Source organism: Streptomyces sp. NPDC102274 (assembly GCF_044766385.1).
GTDB lineage: Bacteria > Actinomycetota > Actinomycetes > Streptomycetales > Streptomycetaceae > Streptomyces.
Genome location: NZ_JBIWLW010000012.1, coordinates 109,535 through 129,581 on the forward strand (window position 1 = coordinate 109,535; position 20,047 = coordinate 129,581).

The window sequence follows — 20,047 nt, forward strand, 5'->3', positions numbered from 1 at the left end:
GATGCGGGCGGTGCGGTGCTCAGTCGTGGTAGGCGGCGGTCGCGATCCGGACGAACGACCGGATCAGTGGATTCGTGTCGCCCTCGTTCCACGCCGCCACCACGCGGCTCGGCGGCATGTCGATCAGCGGCACCACGGCGAGCCCCCGGGATGGCTCATGGTCCAGGAGAGTCATGCCGACCGTCCCGTTCCACAGAACGGCTTGCCGGCATTCCTGGACGGCGCGCACCACCGGACCCTCGCGAGGTTCCCCGCCGTTCCAGTACGACTGCCAGAGCGGGTCGGTACCCTCCGGGAACAGGAACCAGCGGCGGTCGGCCAGGTCAGCAATTTTCAGGCTGTCACGACGGGCCAGCGGATCGTCGGCGCGCAGCAGGGCTCCCACCGGGTCGGCGCGCAGCGCGTGCACGGTCAGACCGGTCTCGTCGAACGGCCCTCGGGTCAGGGCGACGTCGACCAGTCCGGCGTGCAGTCCGCAGGTGGGATCGGTCAGGTCGGTCTCGCGGACGCGGACCTCAACGCCCGGGTGCCGCCGGCGGTAGGCGTCGGCCAGCCGGGTTGCGCCCGGGTCGGTGCTGTCACCCAGGATGCCGACGGTGATCGCCGCGGCTCCGGCTGCCGCGGCCACGCGTACGCGTACCCGGTGGGCCTGGTCGAGCAGGGCGCGCGCCTCATCGAGCAGCACGGCCCCCGGCGGAGTGAGCGTGACACCGGTGGACGACCGGTCGAACAGCGTGGCGCCGACCTCGGTCTCCAGTTGCTTGATCGCCCGGCTCAGGGGCGGCTGACTCATGTGCAGCCGGGAGGCCGCCCGGCCGAAGTGGAGTTCCTCGGCGACCGCCACGAAGTAGCGCAGCGTACGTAGCTCCATGCTGCAACGATACCCGTACGGTATCGGTAGCACAGAATGGGTCTTGGACAGCCGCAGTGCCCTGGCAGTGGAATCGAAGCATGAGCGACAAACCGAAAACCAGTGAGGCGATCACCGACCCCGCCGTATCGGTGGTGGGCCCGGACGACGGCGAGACGATCTTCCTGGGCGCCACGCGACTGCGGGTACTCGAAGACGGCACCAACACCGGGCACCGCCTCGGACTCGCCGAGTCCGTCCTCGCACCGCACACGCCGGGACCGCCGCAGCACCGTCACGCGCAGCACGACGAGGGTTTCTACGTCATCTCCGGCGCGGTGCGGTTCACGGTCGGACACAAGGACTACGACGCGACGGCGGGCACGCTCGTGATGGTCCCGCCCGGGGCCCCACACACTTTCGCCAACGTGACCGACCAGCCGGCTGTCATGCTCAGCACTTTTACGCCGGACCTGTATGTGCAGTACTTCCGAGACCTGCGGGACATGATCGCCGGCGGTCAGGCACTGACCCCGGAGGCGCACATCCAAACGATGAGCCGCTACGCCACCGAGCCCGCCACCGACTTCGCCCCGAGGCCGGAAGGATAACGCCGCCCGGGTGCCGGCCACCGAATCCGTACGGCCGCGGCTCCTACCACTGAAGGTCCGAGCCGCTGGCGCACTCGCGTGTGCCTCTTGTTGGTCCTCACTCTGGTGACGATGTAGTCGCCTGCGACCGGTAATCGTGGATGGGAATCGTGAACGTCGCTTATTGGATCGTCGCCGGACTGCTCGCTCTCTTCCACCTCTACGGGGGCGGGGTGAAGGTGGTGCAGAGCCGTGAGCGGCTCCGGCCGATGATGGCCTGGGTGGACAGCACGCCGATGACGGCGGTCAGGGCGATCGGGGTGATGGAAGTACTCGGCGCGATCGGGCTGGTCATTCCGCCGCTGACCGGTATCGCGCCCTGGCTGGCCCTGGCTGCCGCCATCGGGTTCGTAGTCCTGCAGATCGGTGCGACCAGGGTCCACCTGAGCCGCGGAGACCGCCAGGTCGCTCTGAACATCACGCTCAGTCTGGCCGCGGCCGTGACCAGTTGGCTGGCGACGACATGGCTGTGACGACGTGGCTGTGACGGATATGGCCGTGAGCTCAGGCAGGCCAGACTGCGGTACACCGGCGGCCAGTTGGGCCTGGTGGTGAGCGAAGTAGTTGGTTTCGTGTCGATCCTTCGGGTCGGGAAGGCGTCGAGGGCGAGACCGGAATGGCTTCGGTGCAGCCTGTATCCGCCTGCCGTGAACAGTCAGCCGGGCATTACGTTGGGTATGAAGACCTCCGTGCGGTGTAGTCCTGGACAGCTCCACCACACCGGAGGTCTTCGCCGTGATCAAGCCCCAGCGGTGTCAACAACGCTCGTGACCAACACATCTAGGGCGTGTCTTCAATTGATCTTGAGTAGTGGATCATGGTCGGGTAATACGTCGCCATGAACTGTCCCATGCGGAGTGGGAGTTCCTCCGTCCGTTGCTGCCCCAGTCCTTGCGCGGACGGAAGCGGCTGAACGACCGAACCGTGCTCAACGGGATCGTGTGGAAGTTCCGGACGGGCACGGCCTGGCGGGACGTGCCGGAGCGGTACGGCTTCTGGCACACGCTGCACACTCGCTTTCGCCGGTGGGCCCTAAACGGCACCTTCGAGCGGATGCTCCGGGCCGCCCAGGCCCGGGCGGACGCGGCGGGCGAGATCGACTGAGTGGTGTCGGTCGACTCCACCGTCGTACGCGCCCACCAGCATGCCGTCGGAGCCAGAAAAGGGGGCTCCGCATCCCCGCACCCGGACGTTCCCGGGGCGGCCTGACCAGCAAGATCCACCTGGCCTGCGATGCCCTGGGGCGCCCGCTCGGCTTCGTGCTGACGGGCGGCAACACGAACGACTGCACGCAGTTCACCGCCGTGATGGAGGCGATCCGGGTGCCCCGCCTCGGGCCGGGACGGCCCCGGCTGCGGCCCGCTCATGTGCTGGGCGACAAGGGCTACAGCTCCCGCGCGATACGCACCTGGCTGCGGCGGCGCGGCATCGCCCACACCATTCCCGAGCGGGCCGACCAGAAGCGCAACCGGGCCCGCCGCGGCAGCCGAGGCGGACGCCCGCCCCGCTTCGACAAGCAGCTCTACAAGCAGCGCAACGTCGTGGAACGGTGCTTCAACCGCCTCAAGCAGTGGCGTGGCATCGGGACCCGCTACGACAAGACCGCCGAGTCCTACCAAGCGGCCGTCATCCTCGCCTCGCTCCTGATGTGGGCGTGACATGTGAAGACAACTCCTAAGGGGCCTGGCCGAGGTTCGCTTCGGTACGGCCGTGCCCGATAGGGGCGCCGGGATCAGCGGCGCACTTCGCCGCGCCCGCTTGGCGTCGTAACCCGAAAAAGCAGTGGCCGCGCGGGCTCGGGGCCACATACGTTCACCTCCATGGTTGACGCAACATTCGGGCATCCGCGCCTCGCCGCCATCTACGACCCACTCGATCCGGACCGCAGCGATCTCGACGCGTATCTCGCGATGGCGGAGGAGTTCGGCGCGCGGTCCGTGCTGGACATCGGGTGCGGTACGGGCGTGTTCGCACTGCTGCTCGCCGGGCGCGGGATTACGGTCAGCGGGATCGATCCCGCGCGGGCGTCCGTCGACGTCGCGCGTGGCAAGCCGGGCGCGGAGCGGGTGCGCTGGCTCGACGGCGACGCGGGGGACCTGCCGCCCATGCAGATCGACCTGGTGACGATGACCGGGAACGTCGCCCAGGCGATCGCCGATCCGCAGGCGTGGCGTACGACGCTGCGCGGCGCGTACGAGGCGCTGCGGCCCGGCGGGCGGCTTGTCTTCGAGACGCGCGATCCGGCGCAGCGCGTGTGGGGGGAGTGGGCGGAGTGGACGCGCGAGACCACGTACCGCATGACGGACATCCCGGGCGTCGGCCACGTCGAGACCTGGGCCGAGCTGACGGACGTGAGCCTGCCGCTGGTGAGCTTCCGGGGTACGCACGTGTTCGCCGCGGACGGGGACGTACTGACCTCGGAATCGACACTTCGCTTCCGCGAACGTACGGAGATCGAGCGGGACTTGCACGAGCATGGCTTCGTCGTCGAGGACGTACGCGACGCACCCGACCGGCCGGGCAGGGAGTTCGTGTTCGTGGCGCGGCGCGGTACCGCGGAGCCCGTCCCTCCCGGAATGCCCTAGATGAATGAGTCCAAGGGGTCAGTGGTCATACTTCGTGAGCGAGCGGAGGGTGGCTTGTCCGGTTGCGTCGTTGTGCCAGATCGCGGTGGTCAGGGCGAGGATGCGTTGCATGACCCGGACGATGACGCCGCCGGCTGTGCGGCCTCGGTGGCGTTCGAGGTCGAGCTGGCCCTTGAAGGTTTCGTTGATCGACTCGATGATCTGCCGGAGTGGCTTGAACAGGTGTGCGCCGGGCCGTTCGTTTTCCGTCAGGCGCTGCTGGAACCGACGTGCGGCATCATCTGCCTACGACGGTTACGAACCTCATTCTGAAACGCCCGGTACCGAGTCTCCGATGTCAGCTTGTTTTGAAGTTGCTTGAGGGTTTGCGGCGGAAGCGGATCGACCTGTGGCTTGTGCTCGGTACCGCCCCGGTGTAGTGCCGAACTCCCTCTCGAAGGCGTGGGAAAGTGCGTACGGGCTGCCGTAGCCGACTCGGCCGGCGATGGTGGCCAGGGTTTCCCTGGTGTCGCGGAGCAGGGTGGCGGCAAGGATCACGCGCCACCAGGTGAGGTACGTCATCGGAGGGCGGCCGACCAGGGTGGTGAACCGGCGCGCCAGAGTCGGGCGGGAGACGCCCGCCTCTGCTGCCAGATGGTCATTGCTCCACGGCGCGGCCGGCTTGGAGTGCATCGCCCGTAGGGCGGCGGCTGTCACCGGGTCGCCCAGTGCGCGGGGCCAGGCTCCGCTGGTGGTCTCGTTCATCCAGGAGCGGATCATGTAGATGAGGAGAAGGTCGAGCAGGTTCGGAAGCGCCACGCAGGAGCCGGGCCGCATTTCGTCCTGCTCCCCGGCGAGCAGGTCGATCGCGGCACGGAGTTCGAGGTGGCTGCCCACGCGGCTGGGAAGGTGGACGACCTCAGGCAGCTCTGCCATGAGCGGGTGCATGCGGCTGCAGTCGAGCCAGTACTTCCCACAGAGCATCTCTATCTCGTCGCGATCAGCCCGGGCTCGCGGCCCTGTCCCCGCAAGCCATTGCTCGAACGGCACCGCCTTCTCCTCCGCGACCGCCGCGTCGACGGGAGAATCGGCGATCACATGGCCAGAGCCGTGAGGCAGCAGCACCGCGTCACCCACACCGAGAGGTATCGAGGCGCCGCCGTCGGTCAGCAGCCAGCAGTTGCCCTTCATGACGACGTAGAAGCCCGCACCGTCGTAGCGGTCCAGCCGCGCGCACCAGCTCCCGCTCGTCCGCACCCGGTGGGACCAGGGGTGTCCAAGGTGCACGGCAGAGATCGCGTCACTCACCACATCCATCCGCCCAGGATATCTCCCGGCATAGAGCATGAGACGGATACGTATTTTATTGAGCAAGATAAACATTGAGGGGATCGTTCGGCCTTTTTAAGGTCGAGCACATGACGAACGAGAACGAGAGTGTGCAGAGCATGGTGCTGGGGGATGTCGAGGTCATCCGGGTCGTTGAGTGGCACGAACCGTTCCTGCCCACATCCGGCATGTTCCCGGGAGCCGGTGCCGATGTGTGGAAGGACAACGAGGACTGGCTTGCACCGGACCACTGGGAGCCGGAAAGCGACGTGGCGGTGCTTGCTCTGCAGAGCTGGGTGCTGCGCAGCGGCGGGCGGACTGTCCTGGTCGACACCGGAGCGGGCAAGGGGCGCGAGCGACCGGGCATGGGACCGTTCCACCACTCTCGGAGTGATTTCCTCGGTCTCCTGGGGAGGGCCGGTGTTCGCCCGCAGGATGTCGACGTCGTCGTGAACACTCACCTGCACGTCGATCACGTCGGCTGGAACACCGTCGACGCGGACGGTGAGTGGGTACCGACGTTCCCCAACGCCCAATACCTCCTTCCGGCCGCCGACGACTTCCATTACGGTCCGGAAAACGCGTACGGGAACGGCGCGCGTGAGGCCGACCGCCTGGTCTACGAAGACAGCATCACGCCCATACACCAGGCTGGACAGACCGTGCTGTGGGACGGCTCCCACCACATCGACGAACACCTCATCCTGGAGTCCGCCCCCGGCCACACTCCCGGCTCGTCCGTGCTGCGACTCGCGTCCGGGAGTGACCGGGCGGTCTTCGTCGGAGATCTGCTGCACAGCCCGGTGCAGATCCTCGATCCCTGCTGCAACAGCAACGCCTGCCTGGCCCCGGAACAAGCGGTGGCCAGCCGCCGTCGGATTCTCGGGCGGGCGGCTGATGAACGGGAGCTGCTCGTCCCCGCACACTTCGGTGGTGCGGGTGCCCTGGAAGTCCGACGGGACAGTGACGGGTTCGCCCTCGGTCCATGGGTAACAGCCGGCCCGAAGAAGAGTGCGTCCGCCTCTGAGTGAGCCTCGGCCCCACCCCGCTCACCGCGCCGTCCGCCGAGGCTCTCAACGCCTCGGCGGACGGCGCGACCGGATCCGCCTGGTTCAGCCCGTGGGAGTCCACGGGCTGAACCAGGCGGATCCGGCATCCACACGGAACCCCCGGCCTGGAGGCCGTCCCTCATGACGCACACGCTGACCGACCGGCCCGCAGCCAGAGCGAGCAGCGCTCTTGTCCCGGTGCTCGCCTTCACGGGCATCGTGGTCTCCGCGATGCAGACCGTGCTCGTCCCGGTGATCAAAGATCTGCCGCAACTGCTGGGCACCGAGCCGGGCAACGCGACCTGGGTCATCACCTCGACTCTGCTTTCCGGCGCCGTCGCCACGCCGATCATGGGCCGCCTCGGCGACCTCCACGGCAAGCGCCGCATGCTGATCCTCAGCCTCGCGATGATGGTCGTCGGCGCGCTCGTCAGCGCCCTCACCGGCGATCTGCTCACGATGGTCGCAGGCCGAAGCCTCCAGGGCTTCGCGATGAGTGCGATACCCCTCAGCATCGGCCTGACGCGCGACATACTCCCCCGCGAGAAGCTCGGCTCGGCGATGGCCCTGATGAGCTCTTCCATGGGTGTCGGCGGCAGCCTCGCCCTGCCCGCTGCGGCCGTGGTCGCCCAGCACACCGACTGGCACGCGCTCTTCTACGGCACCGCCGGCCTCGGCGTCCTCTGCATCGCCCTCACCATCCTCTTCGTCCCCGAGTCCCCGACCCGCGCGCAAGGCACTTTCGACGTTCTCGGCGCGATCGGGCTGTCTCTCGTGCTCGTCGTCTTCCTGCTGCCGATCAACAAAGGCGCCGACTGGGGCTGGACCTCCGGCACCACCCTCGGACTGTTCGCCGCGGCGGCGGTCGTGCTCGTCCCGTGGAGCGTGACGGAACTGCGTCTCAAGGCACCGCTGGTGGACCTGCGCACCACGACCCGCCCTGCGGTGCTCTTCACAAACCTCGCCTCGATCATGGTCGGCGCCTCGTTTCTGGTCGTCTCGCTGGTCCTTCCCCAACTGCTCCAGCTGCCGAAGGCCACCGGCTACGGCCTCGGCCAGTCAATGGTGATCGCGGGCCTGTGCATGGCGCCGCTCGGCCTGACCATGATGCTCACGGCCCCCGTCTACGCCCGGCTGTCCGCGAAATACGGCCCCAAGGTCACCCTGATCCTCGGCATGGTGATGATCGCGATCGGCTACGGCGCCGGCCTCGGCCTGATGAGCGCCCCCTGGCAGAGCCTCGTCATTACAGCGATCCTGGGCGTGGGCATCGGCCTCGCCTACTCCTCCCTTCCTGCCCTGATCGTCGGCGCGGTCCCCGCCACGGAGACGGGCTCGGCCAACGGTCTCAACACCCTCATGCGCTCGATCGGCTCCTCGGTCTCCAGCGCCGTCATCGGCATGGTTCTCGCCAACACCGCGCACCCTGTGAACGGCGTCACCGTCCCGACCATGCACGGCTTCCGTGTTTCCTTCCTGATCGCGACAGGCGCGATGGCGATCGGCCTGCTCACAGCCCTCTTCCTGCCCCGGGCCGACCCGCCCGACCCGTCGCAGCACCGCGCCGGCAGCGAGGAGCACGCCAACCTGGAGCCAGCCGAAAGGGCCCCCTCCAGCGCTACCGCGGCCGTGTCATGGACGCCGACGGAACCCCGGTCGCCCGCGCCAAGGTCACCCTGATCGACCGCTGCGGCAGCCAGGCCGGCGCCACCCTCGAAGATTTTCACCGTCCGGCTGCGAACGGTGGCGGCGGGCCCGGCGTTCTTTTCGGTTCCTGAACAGGCGGGCTCCAGCAATGGGAAGAGACCGGGCGTCCCGCCACCTGCACCCCCGCGCTGGTCCCCACCGGCGACGGCTGGAACCTGCGGCTCTCCCGCTCACGCATGTTGCCTAAGGGGTGCCCACGGAGATGAGAACGAGGGTGTCCAAGATCGTTGTGTGACGAACGACGTGGACACCCTCGCAACAGCACTCTATGCGACGACCGACGACCTGCTGAAGAAGCGCCCTGACCTTGCACCGTGGCGCCCCGGGGTCGGGATCGCGCCTCGTCTGAGCGATCCTGAACTGGTCACTCTCGCGATGATGCAGGCCATGCTCGGCTTCACCTCCGAGGCGAGATGGTTGCGCCATGCCCGCCTTCACCTGCGGCATCTCTTCCCGTATCTGCCCCAGCAGTCCGGTTACAACAAGCGACTACGCAAAGACGCCGGACTGATGCGGAGTATCACCCGATTCCTGGCCACGGACACCTCGGTATGGAGCGACGACGTGTGGATGGTGGACTCCACGCCGGTGGAATGTGGCCGCTCCCGCGAAACGGCCAAACGCTCCGACCTGGCCGGATGGGCCGAGTACGGCTACTGCGCGAGTCACAGCCGCTTCTTCTGGGGCCTGCGCCTGCATCTGGTCTGCACTCTCCAGGGCCTGCCCATCGCCTTCGCCCTGACCGGAGCCAAGGCCGACGAACGCGAGACCCTCCTCGACCTCCTCGCCGCCGATCCCGACCTCCTCAGCGAGCGTGCCGGACAGACAGTCATCGGCGACAAGAACTACTTCGGCCGCGACTTCGAACATGAACTCGCTCAAACCGGCGCCCAGTTGTTGCGGCCGGCCCGAAAGGGCGAACGCGAACGGCCCGGCGCACACCTGTTCAAGCCACTCCGACAGATCATCGAGTCGATCAACGAAACCTTCAAGGGCCAGCTCGACCTCGAACGCCACCGAGGCCGCACAGCCGGCGGCGTCATCGTCCGGGTCATGCAACGCATCCTCGCCCTGACCACCGCGATCTGGCACAACGACGCAACCGGACAAGCCACCCTCCGCTCGCTCACGAAGTATGACCACTGACCCCTTGGACTCATTCATCTAGGGAGCGTGCGCACCACACAGCACCGCGCAGACGGAACTTTGAAGACACTCCCTAGCGGGTGGCGACCACGTAGTCCTACTTGATGTGGGTGAGGAAGAAGTCGCGGATATCCCCGGCGAGCAGCTCCGGCACCTCCATCGCGGCGAAGTGGCCGCCGCGGTCGAACTCCGACCAGTGCCTGATGTCGTACAGCCGCTCGGCCAGCGGTCGCACCGACTGGGTGATGTCGTGCGCGAACACCGCCACGCCGACCGGTACCCGGCACGGCTCTGTCCGCCGCGGGGCATCGTGGTGCAGCCGTGCCGAGGAAGCCGCGGTGGCGGTCAGCCAGTACAGCGAGATGTTGGTGAGCATCCGCTCGTCACTGATCGGCGAGCGAGGGTCGGTCCACTGCGCGAAGCGCTCGGCGATCCAGGCCAGCTGGCCGACCGGCGAGTCGGTCAGCGCGTAGCCGATGGTCTGCGGGGTGAGGGCCTGCAGAGCCTGGTACGGCGGACGATTCGCCATCAGCTGCCTGACCTTGTCCAACCGAGCTTCATCCGTCTCGGACAGTTCGATGTCGGCGTCCGGAACCGGTGCGGTCGGCAGGTAGTTGACGTGCACCCCGACGACCTGCTCGGGTGCCACCGCGCCGAGCGCCATTGAGATGCCCGAGCCGAAGTCGCCACCCTGCGCGCCGTAGCGCTCGTACCCGAGACGGCGCATCAGCTCGGCCCAGGCCCGCGCGATCCGGACGACGTCCCAGCCGCGCTCGTGGGTCGGCCCGGAGAAGCCGTAGCCCGGGATGGACGGGATCACCAGGTGGAAGTCGCGCGACAGCGGCTCGATCACATCGAGGAACTCCAGGAACGAACCGGGCCAGCCGTGGGTGAGGACCAGCGCGAGCGCGTCCGGTTTCGGGGACCGGACGTGTACGAAGTGGATGCTCTGGCCGTCGATCTCGGTGGTGAAGTGCGGAAGCTCGTTGAGCTCGGCCTCGTGCTCGCGCCAGTCGTAGCCGGTGCGCCAGTATTCGGCCAGTTCCTTGAGCCGCGCCAGCGGGAAGCCGTAGTCCCACCCGGCGTCGGCGACCTCGTTGGGCCAGCGGGTGCGGGAGAGCCGGTCGGTCAGGTCGTCGAGGTCGGCCTGGGGGATGCCGATGCGGAACGGCTTGATCATGGTCATAACTCCAGGGATTCATCAGCCCTCAAATGTTGGGGCGACCAACGTTTGACGCCCAAACGATATCACGATCGTAGGTGCACCCAACGATTCGATAGACTTGCCCCATGGAGAACCCATTCGAGGAGACGCCCGCCAGGTGGGAGAGCCTGCCAAGCTGGCTGCTCACCCAGACCGCCACCCACGCGCACCGCCTGGTGGCCGACGGGTTCTCGGCCGTCCACGCCCGCGGCTACCACTACCGCCTGCTGGCGACACTGGAGGACTTCGGCCCGGCCAGCCAGGCCGGGTTGAGCCGCCGTAGCGGCATCCACGTCAGCGACATAGTCGGCGCGATCAACGAGCTCGCCGATCGCGAACTGGTCGAGCGCGCCCCGGACCCCTCCGATCGGCGGCGCAACATCATCTCGCTGACCGCCGCGGGCAAGCAGCGGCTGCGGCGGCTGGAGAAGCCGCTGGCCGAGTGCCAGGACGAACTGCTGGCTCCGCTGTCACCCGAGGAACGACAGCGGTTGACCGAGCTCCTGTCCAAGCTGTTGGACCACCACAACCGGTGAACCGGCACCCCTGAAGAGCCCTGGAGCCGACTGGGAACGCGCCCGAGAATTCCTCGAAAGAGAGAGTGGGAGGGGCAGCCACACCACCGCGAGCACCGCGCCGAACGTCGCCGGCGTCGCGACCTGATCGATGGAAGTCACCGAGCACCCCCGGCGACAGCGTGGGTGCGGAGAAGGTCGGACGCTCAGTCCCGCTGCCCGCCGGTCGGTGCCTTCAGCAGCCGGTTCAGCTCGTCCCCGGCCTCGTCGTACCCGGAGTCGGAGATCCGTTGCAGCTCGCGCAGGTCGCCGGCCAAGGCCGCGCGTCGAGTGAGCAGGAACCCGGCACGCATGGATCCCTCGTCCAACAGCTCGCTCAGCTCCCCGAGATCGCCGGCCGTGTCGGCGAGGTCCGCCAGCCGGTCCAAAGCGGTCTCGTTGCCCTCATCGGCCAGCTCGCGCAGGGTCTCGCGATCAATACTCGTATTCGCCATGGCGTCATGCTGCAACCCTGCCCCAGGGGAAAGGTCAAGTGGGACGATGGATGGGACGATAGCCAGGTGATCACCATCGGGCAGCTGGCCAGGTACGTCGGAGTGTCGATCAAGACCATCCGCGTCTATCACGACAAGGGCCTGCTCCCCGAGCCCGACCGCGACGCGTCCGGCTACCGCCGGTACGGCGCGAACGACGCCATCGACCTGATCAAGATCCGGACGCTCGCCGAAGCCGGCATCCCCCTGGCCCGTATCCGGGACCTGAGATCAGCGACCGACGAGGAGTTCCAGCAGGCGCTGCGCGAGATCGACGACGAGCTCACCGCCCGCATCCGCGGCCTGCGGGCGACCCAGGGGCGTCTGCGCCGGCTCGCCGTCGGGCGTCTGGCGCCGCTGCCCACCGAGGTCGGTGCCTACCTGGAGGACCTGGCCCGCTGGGGATTCACGCCTCGCTGGGTGGACCTGCAACGCGATCTGTGGATCCTCATGTTCGCCGCCCACCCGGACCGTGCGATCACACTGTTCCGCGACCAGGCCGAGGCCCTGGCCGACCCTGCACTACGGCAGCTCTTCCTCGGCTATGACCGCGCGCACGACCTCGATGCCGACGATCCCAGCATCGACGACCTCGCCCGCCGGATCGCCGAGGCGAATCGGGAACGCTACGGACCCGATGAACTGCCGCAGCTGGATGCAGGCTCGGAGATCCCCGCTCTCATCCAGGGCACGGTCAACGCCTCTTCCCCGGCGTGGCGGCGGCTCGACACACTCATTCGCACACAACTGGACGCATGACTCGACGTGCGTGGACGCACGGTCCCGGCTACGTGTGGAAATCAGTCAGCCACGAACTACAGGGCGGGTCGAGCGTCCGGTGCCGGATGAGCTGTGGCAGCTGCGGGAGCTGTAGGAGCTGTCCGCAGGGTTGTTCACCCGTGGTCAGCGGCGCGTGAGCGCGAAGATGCCCCAGCCGAGGTACTCGCATTCATAGCGCGGTTTCAGGAAGTCGACCGCGTACACCCGGACCCTCATCCAATGCTCCCCCACTCGCTCACACGATCACCAACCACCTTCCCGACCCGCTTCGGCCAGGCCGCTATCCCCTTGCGATCAGTTCTTCGCGGCGGGGGACAACTGCTTCCCGCGCTCCGGATCTTCAGCTCCGTGAGGTAATCGTCAACGGCTCCGCGTGTGCAGTCACTGCGCCCGTAGACGCTGTGTCCCGCGCCCTCGTACGGCAGCAGGACAGTCGTCCCGCAGGTCTGTCGGCGCACACGGGGTCGCCCACGTGTAGTGGTTCGCCGGGTCGTGCAGCGAATCAGGCGAGACGGGAATCGGGGAAGGCACCGGGACATGGGCGGGGTTGACTCAGGGGGGCGCCTTAGGAGTGTCTCTTCGTAAGAGTCTTTCTTGGATGTGCTCAGGCATGCTGATCGGTAGCCGGCATCAGCGCGCGGTCCGGCCGATTGCGTCGAGGAGCCTGAGCTCTTCCTCTGCCAGCAGCAGTGCGCCTGCCGCCAGATTGTCGATGAGGTGGTCCGGGTTGCCGGTTCCTGGAATGGCCAGCACATGTCGGCCCTGCTGCAGGGTCCATGCCAGACGTATCTGTGACGGCGAGACTCCGTGTGCACGGGCAAGGGTGAGAATCTGTTCGCGCTCGGTGCGGACGGCTCCCGACTCCCGTCCCTCACCGGCGATGGAGAAGAAGGGCACGAACGCCACGCCGCGTGCCGCGCATTCGTGGAGCATCTGTTCGTCACCGCGCGCGTCGATACCATAGCGGTTCTGGACACACACCACCGGTGCGATCGTCCGGGCCTCGGCCAAGTGGCTCGGGCGGGCGCCGGAGATGCCGAGGTGGCGGATGAGCCCGGCGCCGCGCAGCTCGGCCAGGGCCCCGAAGTGTTCGCCGATGGAGTCCTGGCCCATGATGCGCAGATTGACCACGTCGAGGTGGTCGCGGCCGAGCTGGCGCAGGTTCTCCTCGACCTGGCCGCGCAGTTGGTCGGGCCGTGCCGGGGTGGTCCACTCGCCGGACGCGTCTCGTGTGGGACCGACCTTGGTGGCGATGACCAGGTCGTCCGGGTACGGGGTCAGGGCTGCGTTGATCAGCTCGTTGGCGGAGCGCAGCCGGGAGAAGTAGAACGCCGCGGTGTCGATGTGGTTGACGCCGAGTTCGACCGCGCGGCGCAGCACGCTGATTGCCTGGCCGCGGTCACGGGGGGTTCCGTCGTGGAAAGCGGCGCTGCCGGTCAGGCGCATGGCGCCGAAGCCGATCCGGTTGACGGTGAGGTCCCCGAGCAGCCATGTGCCCGGGGCCTCCGCAGCGATCATGTCCGACGTCATCTATGTCATCAGCTCCTTCCGAACAGTCCTCACCTCTGGGCGGTTTGAGGCGAGGCAGGCGTGGAGTATGCGCAGACGAGAGCAGTGGCGAGAAGGCATTTGGGGTCGGGTGAACGTCACAGTGAAACCGGGAATCTGCGTCCGCCGCGCCGGGTTGGAAATGGTGATGTTTCCTCGCACGGACTCCCGCAGGCGTCTGAGTCTTCCCCGGACTTGGTGCGGCGCCGCCAGGAGCGGGGTGGTATCGATCCGCCGGGCCTGACGTCCCTGCCGGCACCGACACCCTGCCGAGCTGTCCCTGATCGACTTCAGAACACCCCGTACTGAGGTCTTCGGACTGCTCAAGCCATCCAGCGTCAGGCAGGGGCAGGACACAACGTCCGGCCCCTGCCTGACGCTTGCAGCGGCCCGGTGCTCTCCGTCGTCCACTTCCTCGGGCGTTTCACCTTCAGGAGGGGTCGTCCGGGGCGGTTGGTCGGCGTAGTCCCGCGATGACGAGCTCGACCAGTCGACGCGCGTCGTAGTGGGGATCGCTGTCCGCGTCCACGCAGAGGTTCCCGACGCCGCGCATGAGCTCGTAGGCCTCCAAGTCTGAGCGGATCTCGCCAGAACTGGCCGCGGCGTCGAGCAGTTGGGCGCACACGGGCACGAGGCGGTCGAGGAAGTAGGCGTGCAGCGTGTCGAAGCCGGCGCTGTCGGACCGCAGCACGGCGGAGAGTCCGTGCTTGGTGACGAGGAAATCGACGAAGAGGTTGATCCATTGCCCCAGTGCGGCATGCGGAGTCGCGCTGGTCGCCAGCAGGGCTGGACCGGCCTCGGCGCAGGCGTCGACCTGGTGCCGGTAGACAGCGATGATGAGATCCGCCCGCGTCGGGAAGTGGCGGTAGATCGTGCCCAGCCCGACGCCTGCCCTGGCCGCGATGTCGCGTACCGGCGCTTCCACGCCTGACGTGACGAAGACCGCGGCGGCCGCGTCGAGCAGGGTCTCCTTGTTGCGCCGGGCATCCGCCCGCTTGGAGGGGGCAGCGCGCCCCGCGCCCCCGTCACTGTCGTTCATCGCGCCGCTCCCTCCGCCACCGAACCCGTCAGACGGACACCGTTCCACATCCTTCCGGAACGAGGTTCCGTTTGCTCATGATGCCAGAGCAGGGCCCGGCGACCAAACCACGCTTTGTCACCACCCAATGCCGACAGGACCACCAGCTCCATGTCGCACTACCGCGGTACCGCGGTGCCCGGGCGGACGTCGGATTCGGCTCCGCGAACACGAAATGGGAGCCGGTCTTGTGGGAGCCGGTCCTTGAGCCGCGACGGCGGCGCCGTCATGGCCGAATCGATGACCGGACGGCTCAGCGAAGCTCCTGGATGCGGACCAGGTTGCCGGCGGGATCGCGGAAGGCGCAGTCGCGGATGCCGTAGGGCTGCTCGGTCGGTTCCTGGACGACCTCCGCGTCGCCCGCCTGCACCTTCTCGAAAGTATCGTCGAGGTCCCGGGTGGCCAGCAGGATCCAGCCATAGGCGCCCTTGGCCATCATCTCGACGATGGTGCGGCGCTCGTCCTCGGTGATCCCTGGGTCGGCGGCAGGCGGCGCCAGGAGGATGGACGTGCTGGGCTGACCGACGGGGCCGACCGTGATCCAGCGCATCTTGCCCTGTCCGACGTCGCTGCGGACCTCGAAGCCGAGGACGTCGCGGTAGAAGGCCACGGACGCGTCCGGGTCGTCATGCGGGAGGAAGCTCGTGTGAATGGTGATGTCCATGTGGATCAGGCTAAGCGCGGCTCCGTGACCCGCGCTTCTCGATTCCTGACCGCCGGCATGAGGGCGACCGCGCCGCGACTCAGAGGTCTGCCCTCACGCTTCGGAGAGGAGCTCCTGATCGGAGGGAGGTTCCTGGTGATCGGCAGGAGGACCCGGAAGCGGGTGTTCCCCGGCTGGGACTGTACGCGGATGTCGCCCCGGTGCTTGTTGACGACGATGCGGTACGAGATGTCGAGGCCGAGGCCGGTGCCGTCGCCCACGGACTTGGTCGTGAAGAAGGGTTCGAAGATCCGGGGCCTGATCTCCATCCCGGTGACCGTGGGGCGCGCCGTGTTCCGGCTGCCGTACGTCTGGTCCCGTATGACCATCGACCGCGATGGCGACGTCCTCGGTGGGGGCGCCCTCACGTACACCAGCCGACGGCGCCGGCCCGGCCCGCGGGGCGCGTACAGCAGGATCCGTATTCGCGTCGGTGAACCGGTCGGGGAACCCACCACTCTGGAGCACTTCGTGACCGCGCGCTGGGGGATGCACACCACCGTTCGGGGCCGCGCGGTGTATCTTCCGAACACCCGCCCGCGCTGGCCGCTGTACCACACCGAACTTACCGAGTGCGTCGAGGACTTGGTGGCGGCCGGAGGGCTGCCCGCACCCGCCGGGGATCCGGTGAGCGTGCTGTACTCGCCGGGAGTGCCGGTACGGTTCGGCCTCCCCGCCCGCGCCGACGGGCCGCCGACCGCCTGATCCCCGCTGCCACACTCCGGCTCACACTGCCCCACCGCCATAGGAGACCACCCGGAACCGCGATGGTATAATGGTATGACAGTTAACCTCAGTTGGAGATCTTCGACCGGAGAGGACACCCGATGCCGCCCGAAGACCAGCGACGCAGCCCCCGACAGGACATAGGACATGGCACACCGGAAGCGGGGTACCGGTGAGCGGCACGGCCGCGGGCGGCGGCACGCTGATCGTCGGCGCGAGCCAAGCGGGCTTGCAACTCGCCGTATCACTAAGGCAATTGGGCGATACAACACCGATCACCCTGGTGGGCGAGGAACCGCATCCGCCCTATCAGCGGCCACCCCTGTCGAAGGAGTTCCTGACCGGTGAGGCGGATCTCGCGTCACTGGACTTTCGTGTGCCCGGCTTCTACGAGGGCGCGGGGATCGACCTCATCCGTGGCGAGCGGGTCACCGATGTCTCGCTGAGCACCGCCGGCCGGCCCGGTTCCGGTGTCGCGGTGACGGCGGGCGGGCGCACCCTGGCGTTCGACCGGCTGGCCCTCACGGTGGGTTCCACTCCACGACGGCTCACCCTGCCCGGCTCGGACCTCGGCGGCATCTGCGTACTGCGGGACCGCGACGAGGCGGCCCATCTGCGCTCGCGGCTCCTGACCGCCGGGCGGGTCGTGGTGGTGGGCGGCGGTTTCATCGGGCTGGAGACGGCGGCGGTGGCCCGGGCGCTCGGCAAGGAGGTCACCGTCGTCGAGACGGCGCCCCGGCTGCTCGGCCGCGCCGTGGCCCCGGTCGTCTCCGACTTCTATCTGCGGGCGCACCGGCGGCGCGGGATCCGCGTGCTTCTGTCGGGCTCGGTCACCGGGTTCGACGGGACGGCCGGGCAGGTGACCGGGGTGGTACTCGCCGACGGCACCCGTCTCCCGGCCGATCTGGTGCTCGTCGGGGTCGGCGCTGTTCCCCGTACGGAACTCGCCGAGCGGCTCGGGCTGGAGTGCGACCAGGGCATCGTCGTCGACACCGACGCCCGTACCAGTGATCCCGCGATCTGCGCCGCGGGCGACTGCACCGTACAGCCGCATCCCACGACAGGACTCGGCAGGGTACGGCTGGAGTCCGTACAGAACGCCGTCGCCCAGGCCACCATCGCGGCGGCGACCCTCCTCGGGCTGCCGGCGGGGCCGAGGGCGGTGCCGTGGTTCTGGTCGTACCAAGGCGATCTGAAGCTCCAGATCGCCGGGCTCTCCACGGGTTACGACGAGTATGTGGTGCGTGGCGATCCGGACAGCGAGCGGTTCTCGGTCCTCTACTACCGGGACGGCCGGCTCCTGGCGGCCGACTCCGTCAACAGCCCGGCCGACTATATGGCCGTACGCGGGGCGCTCACCCGGGGCGCCACCGTCGAGCCCGGCGCGGCGGCCGATACGGCCACCTCCCTGAAGCTTCTGGTCACCGGCTCGCGCACCGACGCCGTACTGCCGAACTGACACCTGGCACGCGACAGCGGCGCACACAGGTCCGGCCCCGTCCTCCCACAGCGAGGACGGGGCCGGACCTGTGTCGGAAGGCCGTCAGATGACCGCCGCTTCGAGTGACTCCGGAGCGAACAGTTCCTCGGGGGTCCACAGCCGCGCGGAGAGCCCCTGTTCATGGTGATAGCGCAGAAAGGTGGCCAGGGTCTCGTGGTTGTCCTTGACCCCGTACGACCAGTAGTCCCTGCCCAGCAGGGTCCTGGCCTCCTCGAGCTGCGGGATCAGCCAGGGCAGCATGAAACGCAGCGCCGAGGTGTCGTACAGGCTCGCGTACGCCTCGTCCCTGGCGGTCAGCAGCGCCTTGTTGAGCGACTGCGCGACCCACGGATACCTCTCGTACACATCGCGCCTGATCACGACCACATGCATGATCGGGAAGATACCGGTCTCCCGGTAGTACTCCTTCTCACTGGCGACGACATCGGTGAACACCCGCCGGACCCGGGGGTCCCCCGCGACGAACGGGCTGGGGACACGCGGGGTGCACAGCGCGTCGATCTCGCCCTCGGCGAGCATCTCGGAGAGCGTCCGGTCCTCGCGGATACGGCTGATCCGCACCGAGTCCGGCAGGTCGACGCCGGCCTTCTCCACTCGCCCCGCGGTCTCCTGCCCGCCCGTGAGATAGGTGACCGAGTCGTACGGAACGCCGTGCCGGTCCCCCAGGATGCCGCGCATCCACACGCCTGCGGTGAGCTGGTACTCGGGCGTGCCGATCCGCTTGCCGCGCAGGTCCTCCGGTGCGGAGATACCGGAGTCGGTGTGGCAGTACAGCGAGCCGTGCCGGAACATCCGGGAGGTGAAAACGGGCAGGGCCACAAAGGGCGAGGGGTCGGCCCGCAGCGACAGGACGTACGAGGAGAGCGACATCTCCGCCACCTCGAACTCCCGGTGCCGCATCATCCGAAAGAATGTTTCCTCGACGGGCAGCCTGAGATAGTTCAGCTCGATGCCGTCGGCACGGACCGTCCCCTCGGCGAGGGCGCGGGTACGGTCGTAGTCGCCGCAGGCGAAGGTGAGACGCAGTCGTGACATGGGATACCTACCTGCCTTCCGCAGTGAGCCTGGCGTCGAGTCGCGGGTAGACCCGGCGGGCGTTCTCCTCGAAGACCTTGCGGCGCTGGCCCTCTGTCAGTCCCGTACGGTCGAGATAGCGCTTGGTGTCGTCCCAGGCGATACCGGTCTCCGGGTCGACACCGCGCACCGCGCCGAGCATCTCCGACGCGAAGAGCATGCTGTCGGCTCCGATCACCTGGTGGAGCAGGTCGATACCGGGCTGGTGGTAGACGCAGGTGTCGAAGAAGACGTTGCGCGCGAGCAGTTCGGCGGGGTCGGGCCGGCCGAGCCGGACGGCGAGACCGCGGTAGCGGCCCCAGTGGTACGGCACCGCGCCGCCGCCGTGCGGGATCACGAACCGGAGCGCGGGGAAGCGTGCGAAGAGGTCGCCCTGGACGAACTGCATGAACACCGAGGTGTCCGCGTTGAGGTAATGGGCGCCGAGCGTATGGAAGCTGGGGTTGTGGGAGGTGGAGACATGGACCATCGCGGGGACGTCCAGCTCCACCATCGCCTCGTACAGCGGGAACCAGTACGGGTCGGTCAGCGGTGGCGAGTCCCAGCGGCCGCCGGACGGGTCGGGGTTCAGATTGCAGCCCACGAAGCCCAGTTCGGTGACACACCGGCGCAGCTCGGCGACCGAGTCGTCGATCGGGCCGCCGGGGGTCTGGGGCAACTGGCACACTCCGGCGAAGTTTCGCGGGAACAGGCCGACGATTCGGTGGACGAGATCGTTGTTCACCCGGGCCCAGGACCGGGCCGTGGCCGGGTCGGGCACATGGTGCTCCATTCCGGAGGCCTTCGGGGAGAAGAGCATGAGATCGCCGCCCCGCCGGCGGAGCACCTGGAGCTGGTTGCTCTCGACGCTCTCCCTGATCTCGTCGTCGCTCATGACGGAGGGCACCGGCAGCGGCAGGGCGGGGTCCCGGAGGCGGGCGAGCTGTGCGTCGCGGAACTCCTGGTGCCGGGGCGGGGCGGTGGTGTAGTGGCCGTGACAGTCGATGATCATCGATATGCGGTCCTCGTTCGTCGTCTGCCGGATCTGCCGGGGCTGCCAGATCTGCCGGGGCTGCCAGATCTGCCGGGGCTGCCGGGGCTGCCGGGGCTG

The 20,047-nt window shown here is 68.1% G+C and carries 18 protein-coding genes and 5 pseudogenes; 11 read left to right on the forward strand and 12 right to left on the reverse strand.

The annotated features are described in order from the left end of the window. Window positions 1-19: 19 nt before the first annotated feature. A complete protein-coding gene (locus ACIRQP_RS18645; RefSeq protein WP_403890911.1) occupies window positions 20-871 on the reverse strand; it encodes a LysR family transcriptional regulator in 852 nt (283 codons plus the stop codon). An 80-nt stretch (window positions 872-951) separates the two neighbouring features. Between ACIRQP_RS18645 and ACIRQP_RS18650 the strand changes: the two genes are divergently transcribed. From ACIRQP_RS18650 to ACIRQP_RS18665, 4 genes and pseudogenes are all read left to right on the forward strand, one after another. Next, entirely contained in the window at window positions 952-1,461 is a 510-nt protein-coding gene (locus tag ACIRQP_RS18650) for a cupin domain-containing protein (RefSeq protein WP_403890914.1), read from the forward strand. A 149-nt stretch (window positions 1,462-1,610) separates the two neighbouring features. Further along, window positions 1,611-1,973, forward strand: coding sequence for a DoxX family protein (locus ACIRQP_RS18655; protein WP_403890917.1), 363 nt, complete (start codon window positions 1,611-1,613; stop codon window positions 1,971-1,973). A 355-nt stretch (window positions 1,974-2,328) separates the two neighbouring features. After that, window positions 2,329-3,158, forward strand: a pseudogene (locus ACIRQP_RS18660) (IS5 family transposase). A gap of 162 nt (window positions 3,159-3,320) precedes the next feature. After that, the gene (locus tag ACIRQP_RS18665) at window positions 3,321-4,085 is read left to right on the forward strand and encodes a class I SAM-dependent methyltransferase (RefSeq protein WP_403890920.1); all 765 of its coding nucleotides are present in this window, start codon (window positions 3,321-3,323) and stop codon (window positions 4,083-4,085) included. Between the two features lie 18 nt (window positions 4,086-4,103). On the opposite strand, the pseudogene ACIRQP_RS18670 reads toward ACIRQP_RS18665, so the two are convergent. Both ACIRQP_RS18670 and ACIRQP_RS18675 read right to left on the reverse strand, forming a co-directional pair. Further along, a pseudogene (locus ACIRQP_RS18670) lies at window positions 4,104-4,340 on the reverse strand (IS982 family transposase); the annotation flags it as partial. A gap of 48 nt (window positions 4,341-4,388) precedes the next feature. Then, a complete protein-coding gene (locus ACIRQP_RS18675; RefSeq protein ID WP_403890923.1) occupies window positions 4,389-5,381 on the reverse strand; it encodes a cupin domain-containing protein in 993 nt (330 codons plus the stop codon). A 101-nt stretch (window positions 5,382-5,482) separates the two neighbouring features. Here ACIRQP_RS18675 and ACIRQP_RS18680 point away from each other — a divergent pair, with 101 nt between their 5' ends. The 3 genes and pseudogenes from ACIRQP_RS18680 to ACIRQP_RS18690 all read left to right on the forward strand — a co-directional run bounded on the left by ACIRQP_RS18680 (window position 5,483) and on the right by ACIRQP_RS18690 (window position 9,295). Then, window positions 5,483-6,424 carry an MBL fold metallo-hydrolase gene (locus tag ACIRQP_RS18680; RefSeq protein WP_403890926.1) on the forward strand — a complete coding sequence of 314 codons (942 nt, stop codon included), beginning with the start codon at window positions 5,483-5,485 and terminating at the stop codon, window positions 6,422-6,424. 159 nt (window positions 6,425-6,583) lie between these two features. Then, window positions 6,584-8,157, forward strand: a pseudogene (locus tag ACIRQP_RS18685) (MFS transporter); the annotation flags it as partial. 223 nt (window positions 8,158-8,380) lie between these two features. Next, the gene (locus ACIRQP_RS18690; protein ID WP_403890928.1) at window positions 8,381-9,295 is read left to right on the forward strand and encodes an IS982 family transposase; all 915 of its coding nucleotides are present in this window, start codon (window positions 8,381-8,383) and stop codon (window positions 9,293-9,295) included. Between the two features lie 97 nt (window positions 9,296-9,392). Here the strand turns inward: ACIRQP_RS18690 and ACIRQP_RS18695 are convergent, their stop codons facing one another. Beyond that, window positions 9,393-10,475, reverse strand: coding sequence for an epoxide hydrolase family protein (locus ACIRQP_RS18695; RefSeq protein ID WP_403890931.1), 1,083 nt, complete (start codon window positions 10,473-10,475; stop codon window positions 9,393-9,395). Between the two features lie 110 nt (window positions 10,476-10,585). On the opposite strand from ACIRQP_RS18695, the gene ACIRQP_RS18700 reads away from it, so the two are divergent. Beyond that, the gene (locus ACIRQP_RS18700; RefSeq protein WP_403890934.1) at window positions 10,586-11,035 is read left to right on the forward strand and encodes a MarR family winged helix-turn-helix transcriptional regulator; all 450 of its coding nucleotides are present in this window, start codon (window positions 10,586-10,588) and stop codon (window positions 11,033-11,035) included. 185 nt (window positions 11,036-11,220) lie between these two features. On the opposite strand, the gene ACIRQP_RS18705 is transcribed toward ACIRQP_RS18700, so the two are convergent. Further along, complete coding sequence (locus ACIRQP_RS18705; RefSeq protein WP_403890936.1) at window positions 11,221-11,508, reverse strand: hypothetical protein; 288 nt, start codon at window positions 11,506-11,508, stop codon at window positions 11,221-11,223. Window positions 11,509-11,574: 66 nt separating this feature from the next. On the opposite strand from ACIRQP_RS18705, the gene ACIRQP_RS18710 reads away from it, so the two are divergent. Next, window positions 11,575-12,306, forward strand: coding sequence for a MerR family transcriptional regulator (locus ACIRQP_RS18710; RefSeq protein WP_403890939.1), 732 nt, complete (start codon window positions 11,575-11,577; stop codon window positions 12,304-12,306). Between the two features lie 233 nt (window positions 12,307-12,539). On the opposite strand, the gene ACIRQP_RS18715 is transcribed toward ACIRQP_RS18710, so the two are convergent. From ACIRQP_RS18715 to ACIRQP_RS18735, 5 genes and pseudogenes are all read right to left on the reverse strand, one after another. Then, window positions 12,540-12,866, reverse strand: coding sequence for an alpha/beta hydrolase (locus ACIRQP_RS18715; protein ID WP_403890942.1), 327 nt, complete (start codon window positions 12,864-12,866; stop codon window positions 12,540-12,542). 91 nt (window positions 12,867-12,957) lie between these two features. Further along, window positions 12,958-13,857 carry an oxidoreductase gene (locus tag ACIRQP_RS18720; protein WP_403890945.1) on the reverse strand — a complete coding sequence of 300 codons (900 nt, stop codon included), beginning with the start codon at window positions 13,855-13,857 and terminating at the stop codon, window positions 12,958-12,960. A 448-nt stretch (window positions 13,858-14,305) separates the two neighbouring features. Beyond that, window positions 14,306-14,914 (reverse strand): TetR/AcrR family transcriptional regulator, encoded by a 609-nt coding sequence (locus tag ACIRQP_RS18725; protein ID WP_403890946.1) that lies wholly within the window; start codon window positions 14,912-14,914, stop codon window positions 14,306-14,308. 292 nt (window positions 14,915-15,206) lie between these two features. Continuing rightward, window positions 15,207-15,617, reverse strand: coding sequence for a VOC family protein (locus ACIRQP_RS18730; RefSeq protein WP_403890949.1), 411 nt, complete (start codon window positions 15,615-15,617; stop codon window positions 15,207-15,209). A gap of 131 nt (window positions 15,618-15,748) precedes the next feature. Continuing rightward, a pseudogene (locus tag ACIRQP_RS18735) lies at window positions 15,749-15,922 on the reverse strand (ATP-binding protein); the annotation flags it as partial. 1 nt (window position 15,923) lies between these two features. On the opposite strand from ACIRQP_RS18735, the pseudogene ACIRQP_RS18740 reads away from it, so the two are divergent. Together ACIRQP_RS18740 and ACIRQP_RS18745 are read left to right on the forward strand one after the other, a co-directional pair. After that, a pseudogene (locus tag ACIRQP_RS18740) lies at window positions 15,924-16,361 on the forward strand (DUF2071 domain-containing protein); the annotation flags it as partial. A 193-nt stretch (window positions 16,362-16,554) separates the two neighbouring features. Next, window positions 16,555-17,841, forward strand: a complete 1,287-nt coding sequence (locus ACIRQP_RS18745; RefSeq protein WP_403890952.1) for an NAD(P)/FAD-dependent oxidoreductase — start codon at window positions 16,555-16,557, stop codon at window positions 17,839-17,841. 84 nt (window positions 17,842-17,925) lie between these two features. On the opposite strand, the gene ACIRQP_RS18750 is transcribed toward ACIRQP_RS18745, so the two are convergent. Both ACIRQP_RS18750 and ACIRQP_RS18755 read right to left on the reverse strand, forming a co-directional pair. After that, window positions 17,926-18,918: an ABC transporter substrate-binding protein gene (locus ACIRQP_RS18750; RefSeq protein WP_403890954.1), complete on the reverse strand. Its 993-nt coding sequence runs from the start codon at window positions 18,916-18,918 to the stop codon at window positions 17,926-17,928. Between the two features lie 7 nt (window positions 18,919-18,925). Beyond that, window positions 18,926-19,948, reverse strand: a complete 1,023-nt coding sequence (locus ACIRQP_RS18755) for an amidohydrolase family protein (protein ID WP_403890957.1) — start codon at window positions 19,946-19,948, stop codon at window positions 18,926-18,928. Window positions 19,949-20,047 lie beyond the last annotated feature (99 nt).

Excerpts from the sequence above, each read along its gene's own strand:
- ACIRQP_RS18645 (WP_403890911.1), bottom strand. The coding sequence starts at position 871 with ATGGAGCTACGTACGCTGCGCTACTTCGTGGCGGTCGCCGAGGAACTC.
- ACIRQP_RS18650 (WP_403890914.1), top strand. The coding sequence starts at position 952 with ATGAGCGACAAACCGAAAACCAGTGAGGCGATCACCGACCCCGCCGTA.
- ACIRQP_RS18665 (WP_403890920.1), top strand. The coding sequence starts at position 3,321 with ATGGTTGACGCAACATTCGGGCATCCGCGCCTCGCCGCCATCTACGAC.
- ACIRQP_RS18675 (WP_403890923.1), bottom strand. The coding sequence starts at position 5,381 with ATGGATGTGGTGAGTGACGCGATCTCTGCCGTGCACCTTGGACACCCC.
- ACIRQP_RS18680 (WP_403890926.1), top strand. The coding sequence starts at position 5,483 with ATGACGAACGAGAACGAGAGTGTGCAGAGCATGGTGCTGGGGGATGTC.
- ACIRQP_RS18695 (WP_403890931.1), bottom strand. The coding sequence starts at position 10,475 with ATGATCAAGCCGTTCCGCATCGGCATCCCCCAGGCCGACCTCGACGAC.
- ACIRQP_RS18700 (WP_403890934.1), top strand. The coding sequence starts at position 10,586 with ATGGAGAACCCATTCGAGGAGACGCCCGCCAGGTGGGAGAGCCTGCCA.
- ACIRQP_RS18705 (WP_403890936.1), bottom strand. The coding sequence starts at position 11,508 with ATGGCGAATACGAGTATTGATCGCGAGACCCTGCGCGAGCTGGCCGAT.
- ACIRQP_RS18715 (WP_403890942.1), bottom strand. The coding sequence starts at position 12,866 with ATGTCCCGGTGCCTTCCCCGATTCCCGTCTCGCCTGATTCGCTGCACG.
- ACIRQP_RS18720 (WP_403890945.1), bottom strand. The coding sequence starts at position 13,857 with ATGACGTCGGACATGATCGCTGCGGAGGCCCCGGGCACATGGCTGCTC.
- ACIRQP_RS18725 (WP_403890946.1), bottom strand. The coding sequence starts at position 14,914 with ATGAACGACAGTGACGGGGGCGCGGGGCGCGCTGCCCCCTCCAAGCGG.
- ACIRQP_RS18730 (WP_403890949.1), bottom strand. The coding sequence starts at position 15,617 with ATGGACATCACCATTCACACGAGCTTCCTCCCGCATGACGACCCGGAC.
- ACIRQP_RS18750 (WP_403890954.1), bottom strand. The coding sequence starts at position 18,918 with ATGTCACGACTGCGTCTCACCTTCGCCTGCGGCGACTACGACCGTACC.
- ACIRQP_RS18755 (WP_403890957.1), bottom strand. The coding sequence starts at position 19,948 with ATGATCATCGACTGTCACGGCCACTACACCACCGCCCCGCCCCGGCAC.